Consider the following 15,020-nt stretch of genomic DNA (forward strand, 5'->3'; position numbering starts at 1 on the left):
AATTATTGTTCGTAATGTGATTTTAATATTATAAAAGTTTTATTACATTTAAATAAAATAGGTTTAAATTTATTGTATATAATATATAATATCTCAAACTGTATATTATATGATTTGTTTATTTTAAGGAGATAATTTGAGATTAGAATTAATGCTTGGCGTCAGATATTTAAGAGCCAAAAAGAAATTTTCATTTGTTTCAATAATAACTATTATATGTGTTCTTGGAATATTAGTTGGGGATATGGTAATGATTACTGTACTTTCAGTTATGAATGGCTTCCAAGATGATATAAGAGATAAAATACTTGGAATGAGGGCACATATAAATATCAGTGCTTATAGTGATCAGCCGCTTACAGATTATAAATATGTTGTTGATAACATAATGAACAATAAAGAAATAACAAGTGCTTATCCTTATATAGTTTTACCTTGTATAATGCGTTCATATGGTTTTACTACTCTTATAACAGTGCGTTCTTTTGAAGATAATATATTCACAACCGATAAAGACTTCATAAAATATTTTAATTTTGTTGAAGGCAATAATAAAGATATGAATACTAATGATGCTTTAATAGGATCTGAAATGGCAAAAGATTATGCTTTGTCTATTGGCGATACTATAGATATAATTTCAGCTTCAGGAAGTTTTGAAAGAGGATTTAAACCTCAGAAAACTACTTTCACTATTAAAGGTATTTATAAAACAGGGTATTATGAATATGACAGCAGAATGGTAATAGTTCCTCTTACTACAGGTCAGAAAATGGTTGGATATGATAATGCTGTTACAGGCGTTGCTGTTAAGGTGAGAAATTTTTTTGATGCTGATAAAGTTGCCAAAAAAATTGATACTGATTTAAAAGAGTTTTATAATGTTATGCCTTGGATGTTATTCGATAGAAATTTCTTTCAGGCTTTGCATACAGAAAAATTGATGCTTGCATTGATACTTTCTTTTATTATATTGATAGCAGCTTTAAATATAGCTTCAAGTCAGATAATATTTGTTAAAGATAAAAGGCGTGATATTGCTATAATAAAGACATTAGGTTTAAGGCCTTCAAATGTAGCTAAAGTTTTCTTTTTGGAAGGAGCTATAATTGGTTTAATAGGTACTGTGCTTGGTGTAATATTTGGCATATTACTTGCTAATTATGTAAATGAGGCATTAGACGGCATTAGAATAATACTTCAGGTAATAGTTAATATTATATGGTTTATACCTTCTAAAATAGGAGGATTATCAATACCTATAGTACCTGATTTCTTTCCTTCAGATATATATTATGTAAGCGGAGGACTTCCTTCTATAATACATGCTTCTCAGGTTATAATGGTTGCTAGTATTTCATTCTTGCTTTCAGTTTTATTTGCTATAATACCTGCTTATATAGCAAGCAGATATAAACCTGCGGAGGTATTGAGATATGAGTGATAATAAAGAGGTTTTAATTAATATAGAAAATTTAAAAAAGACTTATGCAGGACCTCCTAAAGTAGAAGTTTTAAAATCAATAAATTTAAAAGTTTATAAAAATGAAATACTTGCCATAACAGGAGAATCCGGCAGCGGAAAAACTACTCTTTTAAATTTAATTGGCGGTATAGATGATATTACAGAAGGCAGTATAGATATATTAGGTAATAACATTGGAAAAATGAATGAAGGTCAATTAGCTCATTTTAGAAATAGTTCTCTAGGTTATGTATTTCAGTTTCATAATTTGCTTGGCGAGTTTAGTGCTTTAGAAAATGTTATGATACCGTCTTTAATGCTTAAATATAATAAAAAGGAAGCCAGACAAAAAGCTGAGGTTTTGCTTGAAACAGTTGGTTTAAAAGATAGAATGGAGCATAGAATAGGAGAACTTTCAGGAGGTGAGGCACAGAGAGTTGCTATAGCCAGAGCTTTGATAAACAGACCTAGTGTAGTATTGGCTGATGAGCCTACTGGGAATTTGGATAAAAAAAATGCTGAAATGGTTAGAGAATTATTATGGAATATGACAAAACAAAGTAATGCTTCTCTGATAATAGTTACGCATTCTGTTTCTATTGCTAACATGGCTGATAGAAAATTGCGTTTGGAATATGGTGAGAATTTAATAGAATATTGAAATATAGTGTGTTTTACTATAAAATAAAAAAAATAATAATTTAGGTTTTTTAAATGATTAAACAAATAAAAGAATTTTTCAAAAAAAAAGAAGAACATAAAAAACTTCATGAAACTGCAAGAAGCGATATTCATATAGATAAATATTATTCTTCTGATGAAAAACATGTATATAGAAGAATGTTTAAATATGCATGGAAGCAAAAAGGATTATATTTTATACCATTTATACTTAGTTTATTATATACCGTAATAAATATACTTCCTCCTTTTTTCGGTCAAATGGCTATAGCACTTACAGGTGGAAAATCTGCACAGCTTGTAGATAGAATACCTTTTTTGAAAAAACTATTTGAAATAGATGCTAAATCAATACTTGGAGATGCTTTCAGTTCAGGAAATATTTTCAATGCTAATTTGCTTTTGCAATTTACTGCTGTAATAATAATAGGTATTGTTTATGTTATTTTAAGAGTTGGATTGGATTATTTTAAATCATTTTTATTCGGTTTTTGTTCTCAGGCAATAAACAGAGATGTTCAGGCTGATATGCTCAAGGCTGTATTAAATACTGATATTGGATATTTTAAGCAGGAAAGAGAAGGTACAATATTGGCTCGTATAGGTGAGGGAGGAGTGATATCAGGATTTGTTACAGGTACTTTTCCTAATATGATTACAATACCTTTAACTTTAATACTTACATTAGCAGTACTTTTCTTTTTGAATGTTAAGCTTACATTAGTTTGTTTGATAGCAAGTCCATTAATAGCTATAGGAACAGATAAAATATCAAAACTTATAAGACCTAGAATTTCTAAATCTCAGGAAATGAATGCTAATATGAGCGGTATAATGCAGGAGAATATGAGAGGTATAGAAGTTATAAAGATATTCTCTAAAGAAGATGTAGAAGTTAATAGATATATAAATTATAATAATGAAATAATAGATTATACAAGAAAGATGACTATGGTTTCAGCATTGAACAGACCATTAGTAGAACTCATTATGATAGTTGCTATGCTGCTTATATTGGCTTATGGCGGATATTTAGTATTTAATGGAGAAATGCCTTTTGAGTTTTTATGGGGATTTTTGCTTTATATGCTTAATATTTCTACTCCTGTAAGAGATTTATCAGGACTTTTTGTAGGTTTGCAGTCTACAAAAGTTATAGGTAAAAGAGTATTTCAAATAATGGATTTGCCTCAGGAAAAAGTTGATGATAAGTCAAAAATGGAGATGAAGCCTATAGAAAATTCTATAGAATTTAAAGATGTTGAATTCGAGTATCCTAGAAGAGGTAATGAAGAACCTTTCAAATTGGGACCTATTAATTTTAAAGTGAAAAAAGGTGATATTGTTGCTTTTGTAGGTAATTCAGGCGGAGGTAAAACTACACTTGTAACTTTAATACCTAAATTATTTTTACCTTCATCCGGACAAATTTTATTTGATGGAATAGATGCAAATGAAATAAATACTAGAAGTTTAAGGCAGCATATAGGAGTTGTATCACAGGAAAATATTTTATTTTATGGAAGCGTAAGAGATAATATTTTGTATGGCGATACTGAAGCTACAGATGATGATATGTTTAGAGCAGCAAAAATAGCACATGCTGATGAGTTTATATTGAAATTACCTAATGGTTATGATACACATATAGGTCCTAGAGGAATTATGCTTTCTGGCGGACAGCGTCAGAGAATAGCATTAGCTAGAGCTGTTTTAAGAAAGCCGTCAATACTTATTTTAGATGAGGCTACAAGTGCTTTAGATACCGAAAGTGAAATGTATGTTCAAAAAGCATTAAATGAAATTATTAATCTTCAAACTACATTTGTTATAGCTCACAGACTTTCAACTATTAAAAATGCTACTTATATATGTGTAGTAGAAGATGGTAAAATAATAGAATCTGGTACTCATGAAGAATTAATGAAGAAAGGCGGAAAGTATCAATATTTATATTCATTACAGTTTAGAGATAATTAATAGATTATTAAAATAATAAAAATAGCTGCTATAATTATTATTAGCAGCTATTTTTTTATATTTAAGTTTTTAATAAGTATAAATTAATATGAAAATTAATTATCATTTGATGTTTCAGTAGCTATGCTTAGTCTTGTAAATCCTGCATTTTTGACACTGTCTATAACAGATATTAAAGTTTGAGTTTTTACATCTTGATCTGAACGTATTTCCACAGGCTTTTCCAATTCTCCTTCTGTATCAGCTAATTTTTTTAGATCTGCATCAATATCTTCTGATATGTATCCATTTATATATTTTTGTCCGTCTTTTGATATGCTTATTACTACGGTTTCATTTTTATCGGATCCTACTGCTGATGTTGATTTTGGCAAACTAATTTCTATTTGAGGCGTAACTATAATTGTTGAACCCACCATGAAGAATATAAGCAAATTAAATACTATATCTATCATGGGGGTTAAATCTATTCCGCTTTTTATATTGAATCTTCTTCTAAACTTCATATGCGCACACTGCATTATTAAAGTTATTCTACTGTTATAGTTCTTACATTACTTAAGAAATGCTGACCTTTATATAGAATAGAAATTTTATAATCTCCTTTTCCATATTCAGCCTTGAAAGTTCTTCCTAATATAGAGTTGCCCATATCTTTAACATCATATATTACTTTTCCTATGTATGTTTTTCCATCATCTCCTGTGATTCTAGCTTCAGGATCAGCCATTTCTACAGCCAATTTAAAATCAGTAAAAGCAGCCCCATTTAGTATTCTATATTTTACAGTTATTTCACTGCCTTCTTTAGCTTTAGGTGAGAAGTCAACAGATTCAGCAACTATGTTGGCAAATGTTACTGTAGTATAAACACCAACACCTCTTTTTACAGCACCAACTCCTATAGCATTATATTCCTTGCTTAATATGTTCTTTTTGCTGTCAGGAGTTTTCATCAAATCTTTAACAATGCTTTCAGCAGCTTTTTTATCAGTAAAAGGAACAACGTCTAATTTATGCAAACTTTCACTTATATTTCCAACCATTTCAGGATATAATTTTACTTGTCTTGCTTTAGAGTCTAATCCGTCTAAATCTGTATTGCTGAAGAATTTATTTTTAGCCATATTATCAGCATGATATAATGCTAATGAATGAAGTCTTTGATTATTAGGAAGAGGAGGTAAAGATACCTTACTTCTTTCTAAATTTATTAATCTAAATACTTCGTCTTCTATAGTATTAGCACTAAGTATTAAAGTTGATAAAAAGATAAATATTATTATGAAATTTAACTTTTTCATTTTTAATCTCCAAAATTTTTTAAAATTATATAATTATAAATCTAATTCTATAATGATTTTGTAAAAAATAAAAGAAAATAAATGTAAAAATAATATTATTTTTTTATGTTAGTTTTTTTCTTTATGCTTTTTACTAAGAAACAGTAGATTACAGGTACTATTATAATAGTAGGTACATCTATATTTACAAATATAGTTATAACTACAGAGGAGAGAGATTCTTATTTCAATAAGAAATTTTTCGATGAATATGCTAAGTATTTGGGACAGAATATAACTATAAAAGCTAAAGTAAAGAAAGATACTATATGGCTTTCCTACAGAAGCAAATCATTTTAGAGATATACTATTATGTGGATAGAAAATAAAGAATAAGAAAAATATCATATATTCATAAAAAGGTTTTAGATATTTATGTATTTAAATCCTTTTTTATTTATTAAGTTATTTATTAATGAAATAAAAATTCATTGATAAATATACGGAGTATGGTATAATGAATAAAAATAATCAAAACTATGGAGTCATTTTATGAATGTATTGGTAATAAATTCAGGAAGTTCAAGTATTAAATATCAATTATTCGCTATGCCTGAAGCAAAAGTTTTAGCTAAAGGACTTTTAGAAAAAATCGGCGAAGAAATAAGTGCTTTAAAACACACAGCTGTAGAAAAGGGAAAAGAGAAAAAAATAGAACAGAAAGTTGCTGATCATAAAGCAGGTATGTCTTTAATTTTCTCTCTTTTAACAGACAAAGAAGTTGGCGTTATAGCTGATATGAATGAAATATCTGCTGTAGGTCATAGAGTTGTTCATGGCGGTGAAGCATTCAATAAAAGTATATTAATTACTGATGAAGCTATAAAAGCCATTGAAGCTTGCTGCGATATAGCTCCTTTACATAACCCAGCTGGTTTACAAGGTATAAGTGCTTGTAAAGAAATATTAAAAGATGTAAAAATGGTAGGTGTTTTTGATACTAGTTTCCACCAAACAATACCTGATTATGCTTATATGTATGCTGTTCCACATGAATGGTATGATAAATATAAAATACGTCGTTATGGTTTCCATGGTACTTCTCATAAATATGTTTATGGTGAGTTCTGTAAAGTAACTAACAAACCTAATGCTAATGTTATAGTATGCCACTTAGGAAATGGTGCTAGTGTTACAGCTGTTAAAAATGGAGAGTCTATTGATACTAGTATGGGTTTAACTCCTTTAGAAGGTTTAGTAATGGGTACTAGATCAGGAGATATGGATCCTGCTGTTCCTACTTTTGTTATGGCTAAAGAAAATTTATCTGCAAAAGAAATGGATAATATTTTAAATAAAAAAAGCGGTCTTTTAGGTGTTTCTGGTGTTAGTAATGATATGAGAAACTTGGAAGAAGCTGCTAAAACTAATCCTAAGGCTGAACTTGCCATTACTATGTTCTGCTATAGAGTTAAAAAATATATAGGAGCTTATATGGCTGCTTTAGGACATCTTGATGGTATAGTATTTACAGGCGGTATAGGTGAAAATAGTGCTTATATCAGAGGAAGAATACTTGAAGGTTTAGATGAGCTTGGTATTAAATGCGATGCTGATAAAAACTCTAAAGCTAGAGGCTGTGCTAATTTTGAAAAAGATGGCGCTGCTATCAAACTTTATGTTATAGCTACTGATGAAGAAAAAGCTATAGCTATGGATACTTATAATCTTGCAAAATAAGAATAAAAAATAATTTGTTATATAACATTTTTATAGTAGGGTGTCTTAATTATTAAGATGCCCTATTTTTTTAATTTTTAAGTTAGATAATTATAATTTATTTCGATACTATAAAGTATTAATATTATATTAGGAAATATTATTTTATGAAAAAGAATATATTAATTAAATTATTTTGTTTATTATCTGTTATTTTTATTTTATCATGCCATAAAGAGCCAAAAAATATTTTGAATGAATTAACGGTATCTGTTGGCCCTGAGCCTCAAACTATAGACCCTACTAAAAATTCTGCAGTAGATGCTATGATATATACAACACATTTATTTGAAAATTTAACTATTAGAGATGAAAATAATAATATAATACCTGGTGCTGCTGAAAGCTGGACTTCATCTAATAACAATACAATATATATTTTTAATATTAGAAGCAATGCAAAATGGTCCGACGGAATGGATTTAAAAGCTAATGATTTTGTATATGCTTGGAAACGTATAGTTGATCCTAAAAATGGAGCTTCATATTCAATACTTTTAGATGTTATAAAAAATGCAAGCGATATAATGATGGGGAAAAAAGATAAAGAAACATTAGGAGTTAAAGCATTAGATGATAAAACTTTATATGTAGAATTAGAATATCCTGTGCCTTATTTTGCGGAGATGGTAGCTCATACTGCTTATACGCCTTTGAGAGAGGATATTGTCAGTCAAAATGAGGATGGCTGGACTTTAGATGTTAATACTATGGTTGGAAACGGTGCTTTTCAAATTGTACGTTGGGATCATAATTCAAGATTAGTTGTAAGAAAAAATACAGACTATTGGAATTATAAAGAAATAAAACCGGATATTATTAATTTTGAATTTATAGATAATGATAATACAGCAATGTCAGCAATAATTAATGAAGAAATATATTTTTATCATAATACACCTATAAATGACAGAGAAAAACTTTTAAAAGAAGGCATAGCAAGACCAGTACCTAATATATCACTTTATTTTTATGAAGTTGATAATAGAAAAGAACCTTTTAATGATGCTAGAGTAAGAAAGGCAATTTCTTTAGCTATAGATAGAGAATATATAGTGAATAATATTATGAAAGGAGGAGAGAAGCCTGCTGCTGGTATTGTTCCTTATAATATAAAAGATGTTGATAGTACAAATAATTTTAGGGATAAGAAAGACGGATATTTTTCTACAAAGACTGAAGATTATCAAAAGAATGTAGAAGAGGCTAGAGCTTTACTTGCAGAGGCCGGTTATCCTAATGGAGAAAATTTCCCTGTATTTGAATTTATAACAAATCCTGGTTTTCATGTTACCATTGCAGAAAGCATACAAGCTATGTTAAAAGAAGCATTAAATATAAATATGGTGATAAGGCAGGAGGAATGGGCTGTACTTTTACAAACTAGAAGAGATGGAAATTTTGATATGGCAAGACAGGGCTGGATTGGCGGATATAATAGTCCTGCTGCATTTTTAGCTTTAGTAAAAACAGGATATGTATTGAATGAGGGTAGATATACTAATCCTGGATTTGATAAGGCTTTATTAGACGCTTCCATTGCTGAAAGTGATTCAGACAGAAGTATGTATTTGCATAAAGCTGAAGATATTGCTATGAATGATATGGCTATTATTCCAATATATTATTATGCCGGAACTGTAATGCAGAATAAAAAATTAACTAATGTTGTTTATGATATATTCGGTATATATAATTTTAGTAGGGCTGAGATTATAGAAGAAACTAATTAATATTTATATTCCTTTTCCTTCTATTGTTCTTAATTGATTTACAGGAATATCTGAATATTTATTAGATTCTTCTTTTGAGAGTCTTGTCCATTCTACGGTTGCTCCTACTATGCCTTTTTTATCTAATGATGCTTTTAGATATAATGTTTTCTTATCATCTGATAAACTTATTTTGGCATAGTATGTGCTTCCCTGATCTGTATGATATATTCTTCCTGTTTGCCACTCACCATCTTTGAATTCTATATCATATATAAATATTAATCCTTTTAAATCTTTATCTCTAAGTGATTTATTAGGATTATGTATGTCTAATGTACTTTTTACATCATTATGCAATGCTATTCCATAAGCATATACTTTATTATCAATAACTATTATCTTTGCTACTTTCATTCTTCCTTTAGGTTTTTCAGGCATACCCCAGAAACCTTCAACATCTTTTGCATTGTTTTGACCGTATAATAAAGAACTAAATATAATTATAAATATTATAGACAATATATTATTTCTCATTTTATAATCCAAATTCATTTTTTATAAATTATATATCTAAATAATATTTTTTCTATAGCGTTTTATAATTTATATATTGATTATTATTTTTTATTATGTAAAATGAATCAATCTAAAATAAATGATATAAAATTAAGGAAACATTTTATGAAAGATTCTAGAATAGAAAAATTAGCGAAAAATATAGTTACTTATTCATGTAAATTAAAAAAAGGTGAAAAAATATTAATAAAATCTTACGGTGAAGGCGAGGAAAGAAATTTAGTAAATGCTATTATTAAAGAAGTTTATAAGGTAGGTGCAAGTCCTTTTGTTTGGAATCATGATCCTCATATACTTAGAGAATTATTGAAGCAATGTAATGAAGAGCAGATGAAAATTTGGGCTAAATCTGATTTAATGCTTATGAAAGAGATGGATGCTTATGTTGGAATATGGGGCGGATTAAATAGTTCAGAAAGTTCTTCTGTAAAAATGGAAAATCATGCTATATATGAAAAGTTTTATCTTGATCCTGTTCATATGAAAGAGAGAGTAAAAAATACTAAATGGGTTGTTATGAATTATCCTACACCAGCTATGGCACAGCAGGCTTCTATGAGTACAGATGAATTTGAAGATTTTTATTTTAAAGTTTGTAATTTGGATTATTCTAAAATGTCTAAGGCTATGGATAATTTAGTAAAACTTATGAATAAAACTGATAAAGTTAGAATAGTTGGAAAGGGAACTGATTTAACTTTCTCTATAAAAGATATACCTGCTATAAAATGTGCTGGTGAACTTAATATACCTGACGGGGAAGTATATACTGCCCCTGTGAAAAATTCTGTTAATGGTGTTTTATCTTATAATACACCTTCTTTATATAGTGACGGATTTACTTATGAGAATATTAAATTCGAATTTAAAAATGGAAAGATAATAAATGCAACTTGTAATGATACAAACAGAATAAATAAAATATTAGACAGTGATGCTGGTTCTAGATATATAGGAGAGTTTGCTATAGGAGTTAATCCGTATATTACAGAGCCTATGAAAGATATATTATTCGACGAAAAAATCATGGGAAGTTTCCATTTTACTCCCGGTGCTTGCTATGATGATGCTAGTAATGGAAACAGCTCTAAAATACATTGGGATTTGGTATGTATACAGACTAAAAAATACGGCGGAGGAGAAATTTATTTTGATGATAAATTGATAAGAAAAGACGGATTATTTGTTGCTGATAGTTTAAAATGCTTGAATCCTAATAATTTAAAATAATATAAAAGGTTTGTAAATGAGTGATAAGAAATTTGATGTTAGATTTGCTGCTGTAGAAGATTGTTCTTTAATATTAAAATTTATAAAAGAGCTTGCCCGTTATGAAAAATTAGAGCATGAGGTTACTGCTACCGAAGAGATACTTAAAGAGTGGATATTTGAAAAGAAGAAATGCGAGGTTTTAATAGCTTCAGAGAATAATATTGAAATAGGATATGCATTATTCTTTCATAATTTTTCTACATTTTTGGGAAAGGCGGGAGTATATTTAGAAGATTTATATATTAATCCTGATTATAGAGGATTAGGTTACGGAAAGAAGCTTTTGAAAGAGGTTGCAAAGATTGCAGTAGAAAGAGGGTGCGAGAGATTGGATTGGCAGTGTTTGGATTGGAATAAACCTAGCATTGATTTCTATTTATCTTTAAATGCGATACGAATGGAAGATTGGACTACATATAGATTGAGTCATGATGTTTTAAAAAGTTTTGCTAAAGAATAATTTGTAAAAGAATAATTATTATAAAATTTGAAGGTTTGTATAGATGAGTGATAAAAAATTTAGTATTAGATTTGCAACTGTTGAAGATATACCAACTATAATGAGATTCATAAAAGAGCTTGCTGTTTATGAGAGTTTGGAGCATGAACTTAATCTTACAGAGGAAAGTTTAAAAGAAAATATTTTTGATAAGAAAAAGGCAGAGGTTGTCATTGCTTTTGAAGATGATGTTCCAGTTGGGCATGCTGTATTTTTTGAAACTTTTTCTACTTTTGTTGGAAGGCATGGGCTTTATTTAGATGATTTATATGTCAATGAAAAATACAGAGGCTTTGGATACGGTAAGAAACTATTTGAAGAAGTTGCAAAAATAGCTCTTAGTAGAAACTGCGGAAGGCTTGAATGGCAATGTTTGGATTGGAATAAATCTAGTATAGATTTTTATTTATCAACCGGAGCTGAAATGGTTAAGGATGCCAGAGTTTACAGACTTACCAATGATGCTTTAAAAAAATTTTTAGATTTTTAATATACAGGTACAATTACAGTTGTCAATTTTTGCTTTTTTATTAATATAAATTATTAATTTTGTACAATAATGAGTAATCATCCGCACGTATAGAGGATATTCGTTAAGGATAAGTGATACCGTGTGGGAAGGTACCGCAGCTCGCGGTTGACAAACTTAGAAATTTTCAGTATATACTAAAAATTTTTAAGTTTGTCAACTGATCCACTTTATATAATTTTATCTACTTTTTTGCCGCACAAAAAAGTAGCAAAAAACGCAAATGCTAGAACTTTATATTAAAAACATGTCTATTAAATATAGGGTATAGCCTATAAAAATGCAGTCTTTTTGATTCTTTGTGCCAACAAAAGAACTGGGAGGGGGGCTAGTCCCCATAAATAATAAAACTAAGAAAATAATTTTTGACAAAATATAGTTGTTTAGGTATATACTAAAATATTTTTATTTAATGATATGATATTAAATCTTGATTATATATGAAAAAAATAGTATAATTCAAAAAATTAACTTTACAAAGAGGTCAATAATGAAAAAAAGAGTATTGCTCAAAATATCAGGCGAAGCTTTACTTGGTCAAAAAGAATATGGTATAGATAATAATGTTGTTGATAGAATAGCATTAGAGATGAAAGAAGCTGGAAGTGATACAGAAATAGCTGTTGTTGTAGGCGGAGGAAACATTTTTAGAGGAATGCAGTTATCTGATAAAACAGGTATGGTGAGAGCTACTGCAGATTCTATGGGTATGCTTGCCACTATTATGAATGCTATAGCTTTGAAAGATAGATTTATGGCAGCAGGCACTCCTACTCAAATACTTTCTGCTTTTAATATTGAAGGTATGATAGAAGGTTTTGAAAGAGACAAAGCAATTCGTATATTGGAAAGAGGAAATGTTTTGATAATAGCCGGAGGTACTTCTAATCCTTATTTTACAACTGATAGTACTGCAATACTTAGAGCTTTAGAGATTGGTGCTTCTATAGTATTAAAAGGCACTAATGTTGATGGTGTTTATGATAAAGACCCTAAAAAGAATCCAGATGCTAAAATGTATAATGAAGTAACATTTAAAGAAGCTATTAATCAAAATTTAAGAGTTATGGATATGACAGCTTTCGCTATGGCTAATGATAATAATATGCCTATAAGAGTATTTAATATGCATACAAATGGAAACATTACAAAGGCTATTTTAGGTGAGTCTATAGGAACTTATGTACATAATTAATTGATATTTTGGAGGTTTTTATGTTTGATTATGGTTATATACCTGTTATTCCAATGTTTATTGGTATTGTTATAATATTAATATTTATCATTATTTTCTTACGCTTCTTCCCAATAGGTTTATGGGTTACTGCTTTATTTTCTGGTGTAAGAATAAATATGATAACATTAATAACTATGCGTTTAAGGAGAGTTAATCCTTCACTTATAGTATTGAATCAGATAAAATTATGGAAGGCTGGTTTAAAAATAGGAAGCAATGAACTTGAGGCACATTATTTAGCAGGCGGAAATCCAACTGCTGTTGCTGATGCTTTGATTGCTGCTGATAAAGCTTCTTTAGATTTAAATTTTGAAAGAGCGGCCGCTATTGATTTGGCTGGAAGAGATTTAGTTGATGCTATAAGAACTTCTGTTTCCCCTAGAGTTATTGCTACACCTTTAATTGCTGCTGTTGCTAAAGACGGTATACAAGTTAAAGCTACTGCAAGAGTTACTGTTAGAACTAATATTAACAGACTTGTTGGAGGTGCAGGAGAAGAAACGATAATTGCAAGAGTAGGTGAGGGTATAGTTACTACTATAGGTAGTTCTGCTTCACATAAAGAAGTTTTAGAAAATCCTGATAGAATATCTCAAGTTGTTCTTGCTAAGGGATTAGATTCAGGTACTGCTTTTGAGATACTTTCTATTGATATAGCTGATGTTGATGTTGGAAGCAATATTGGTGCTTTCTTACAGATTGACCAAGCTGAAGCTGATAAAAAGATTGCTCAGGCTAAGGCTGAAGAGAGAAGAGTTATGGCTATAGCTAGAGAGCAGGAAATGCGTGCTCAGGTTGAAGAGATGAAAGCTAAAGTTGTTGAAGCTGAATCTCAATTACCTCTTGCTATTGCTGAAGCACTTAAAAAAGGTAATATCGGAGTACTCGATTATTACAATATGAAAAATGTTATGGCTGATACTGAAATGCGTTATAGCATATCCGGTATGGATTCAATGAGCAAAAATAGTAATTCTTCCGGTAATGTGAAACAGTAAATCATTATTATAAATAGATTATTTTATAGGCTGTGTATTTTTATATGCAGCCTATTTTTATATTATAAAAAATTATAGCTTAAAAAATTTATATTTTTTAGTTTATGCCATAATAATGACAATATAATTTGATTTTGAATAATGTTTTTATTAAGATTATAAAAAATTTAGATATAATGTCATTTATATATAATGAATAAAATTAATTCTTTTTTATAGTCAAAATAAAAATTATAAAAAACTATATTTTTTAGTAATTTTTACTAATATAGATATTTTTTCACTTGACAAAAAATATTATTTGATGTATTGTTAGAGTATACAAACAATAAATAAAAGGAGTTATAATATGAGTTTAATTAATAAAAAACTAATAGATTTCAAGGTTGAAGCTTATCAAAACGGTGAATTCAAAACAGTTGAAACTAAAGACGTTTTAGGAAAATGGAGTGTATTTTTCTTCTATCCAGCAGACTTTACATTTGTATGTCCTACAGAGTTAGCTGATTTAGGTACAGTATACGATGAATTAAAGAAAATTAATTGTGAAGTATATTCAGTTTCTGAAGATACTCATTTTGTACATAAAGCTTGGGCAGATGCTACACCAACTATTAAAAATCTTAAATATACAATGCTAGGAGATCCAACAGGAGTATTAGCTAAATTCTTTGAAGTATATGTAGAAGAAGAAGGTAAAGCATTACGCGGAAGCTTTATTGTAAACCCACAAGGCGAAATCAAAGCTTATGAAGTACATGATATGGGAATAGGTAGAGATGCTAATGAATTATTACGTAAAGTTCAAGCTGCTCAATATGTAGCTGAACATGGCGGTGAAGTTTGTCCTGCTAAATGGAAACCAGGTGCTAGCACTTTAAAACCAGGAATTGATCTAGTTGGTAAGCTATAATATATTAACTATATAAATATAATAGGACATATAATTAATTTTATATGTCCTTTTTTATTTTCATAATTTTTTGCAAAATAAAAGACAAGAAATA

Annotated in this window: 14 protein-coding genes; 11 read left to right on the top strand and 3 right to left on the bottom strand. The window is 29.0% G+C overall.

What is annotated here, in order from left to right:
* Nucleotides 1–151: 151 nt before the first annotated feature.
* The 3 genes from BHYOB78_RS05080 to BHYOB78_RS05090 are packed head-to-tail and all read left to right on the top strand — an operon-like array spanning nt 152 to nt 4,126.
* Complete coding sequence (locus BHYOB78_RS05080; RefSeq protein WP_012669727.1) at nt 152–1,444, top strand: ABC transporter permease; 1,293 nt, start codon at nt 152–154, stop codon at nt 1,442–1,444.
* Complete coding sequence (locus BHYOB78_RS05085) at nt 1,437–2,126, top strand: ABC transporter ATP-binding protein (RefSeq protein ID WP_012669728.1); 690 nt, start codon at nt 1,437–1,439, stop codon at nt 2,124–2,126. Before BHYOB78_RS05080 ends, BHYOB78_RS05085 begins: the two co-directional genes overlap by 8 nt.
* A 53-nt stretch (nt 2,127–2,179) precedes the next feature.
* Nucleotides 2,180–4,126 carry an ABC transporter ATP-binding protein gene (locus tag BHYOB78_RS05090; protein ID WP_012669729.1) on the top strand — a complete coding sequence of 649 codons (1,947 nt, stop codon included), beginning with the start codon at nt 2,180–2,182 and terminating at the stop codon, nt 4,124–4,126.
* Nucleotides 4,127–4,221: 95 nt separating this feature from the next.
* Here BHYOB78_RS05090 and BHYOB78_RS05095 read toward each other — a convergent pair whose 3' ends face one another.
* Nucleotides 4,222–4,632, bottom strand: coding sequence for an ExbD/TolR family protein (locus tag BHYOB78_RS05095; protein WP_012669730.1), 411 nt, complete (start codon nt 4,630–4,632; stop codon nt 4,222–4,224).
* A 23-nt stretch (nt 4,633–4,655) separates the two neighbouring features.
* Complete coding sequence (locus BHYOB78_RS05100) at nt 4,656–5,429, bottom strand: CAP domain-containing protein (RefSeq protein ID WP_012669731.1); 774 nt, start codon at nt 5,427–5,429, stop codon at nt 4,656–4,658.
* A gap of 531 nt (nt 5,430–5,960) precedes the next feature.
* On the opposite strand from BHYOB78_RS05100, the gene BHYOB78_RS05105 reads away from it, so the two are divergent.
* Entirely contained in the window at nt 5,961–7,148 is a 1,188-nt protein-coding gene (locus BHYOB78_RS05105; RefSeq protein ID WP_012669733.1) for an acetate/propionate family kinase, read from the top strand.
* 146 nt (nt 7,149–7,294) lie between these two features.
* Nucleotides 7,295–8,920 (top strand): peptide ABC transporter substrate-binding protein, encoded by a 1,626-nt coding sequence (locus tag BHYOB78_RS05110; RefSeq protein ID WP_020064419.1) that lies wholly within the window; start codon nt 7,295–7,297, stop codon nt 8,918–8,920.
* A gap of 3 nt (nt 8,921–8,923) precedes the next feature.
* Here the strand turns inward: BHYOB78_RS05110 and BHYOB78_RS05115 are convergent, their stop codons facing one another.
* The gene (locus BHYOB78_RS05115; RefSeq protein WP_028331325.1) at nt 8,924–9,436 is read right to left on the bottom strand and encodes a DUF2147 domain-containing protein; all 513 of its coding nucleotides are present in this window, start codon (nt 9,434–9,436) and stop codon (nt 8,924–8,926) included.
* A 147-nt stretch (nt 9,437–9,583) separates the two neighbouring features.
* On the opposite strand from BHYOB78_RS05115, the gene BHYOB78_RS05120 reads away from it, so the two are divergent.
* The 6 genes from BHYOB78_RS05120 to ahpC all read left to right on the top strand — a co-directional run bounded on the left by BHYOB78_RS05120 (nt 9,584) and on the right by ahpC (nt 14,926).
* Nucleotides 9,584–10,708 (top strand): aminopeptidase, encoded by a 1,125-nt coding sequence (locus BHYOB78_RS05120; RefSeq protein ID WP_020064420.1) that lies wholly within the window; start codon nt 9,584–9,586, stop codon nt 10,706–10,708.
* A 16-nt stretch (nt 10,709–10,724) separates the two neighbouring features.
* Nucleotides 10,725–11,210, top strand: a complete 486-nt coding sequence (locus tag BHYOB78_RS05125; RefSeq protein ID WP_020064421.1) for a GNAT family N-acetyltransferase — start codon at nt 10,725–10,727, stop codon at nt 11,208–11,210.
* Between the two features lie 43 nt (nt 11,211–11,253).
* Nucleotides 11,254–11,739 (top strand): GNAT family N-acetyltransferase, encoded by a 486-nt coding sequence (locus tag BHYOB78_RS05130; RefSeq protein ID WP_020064422.1) that lies wholly within the window; start codon nt 11,254–11,256, stop codon nt 11,737–11,739.
* Between the two features lie 529 nt (nt 11,740–12,268).
* Nucleotides 12,269–12,973: a UMP kinase gene (gene pyrH / locus BHYOB78_RS05135; protein ID WP_020064423.1), complete on the top strand. Its 705-nt coding sequence runs from the start codon at nt 12,269–12,271 to the stop codon at nt 12,971–12,973.
* A gap of 20 nt (nt 12,974–12,993) precedes the next feature.
* A complete protein-coding gene (floA, locus tag BHYOB78_RS05140; protein ID WP_020064424.1) occupies nt 12,994–14,013 on the top strand; it encodes a flotillin-like protein FloA in 1,020 nt (339 codons plus the stop codon).
* Between the two features lie 349 nt (nt 14,014–14,362).
* Entirely contained in the window at nt 14,363–14,926 is a 564-nt protein-coding gene (gene ahpC, locus BHYOB78_RS05145; protein ID WP_012669741.1) for an alkyl hydroperoxide reductase subunit C, read from the top strand.
* Nucleotides 14,927–15,020: the final 94 nt, after the last annotated feature.

The sequence above is a fragment of the Brachyspira hyodysenteriae ATCC 27164 genome, from assembly GCF_001676785.2.
Lineage (GTDB): Bacteria > Spirochaetota > Brachyspiria > Brachyspirales > Brachyspiraceae > Brachyspira > Brachyspira hyodysenteriae.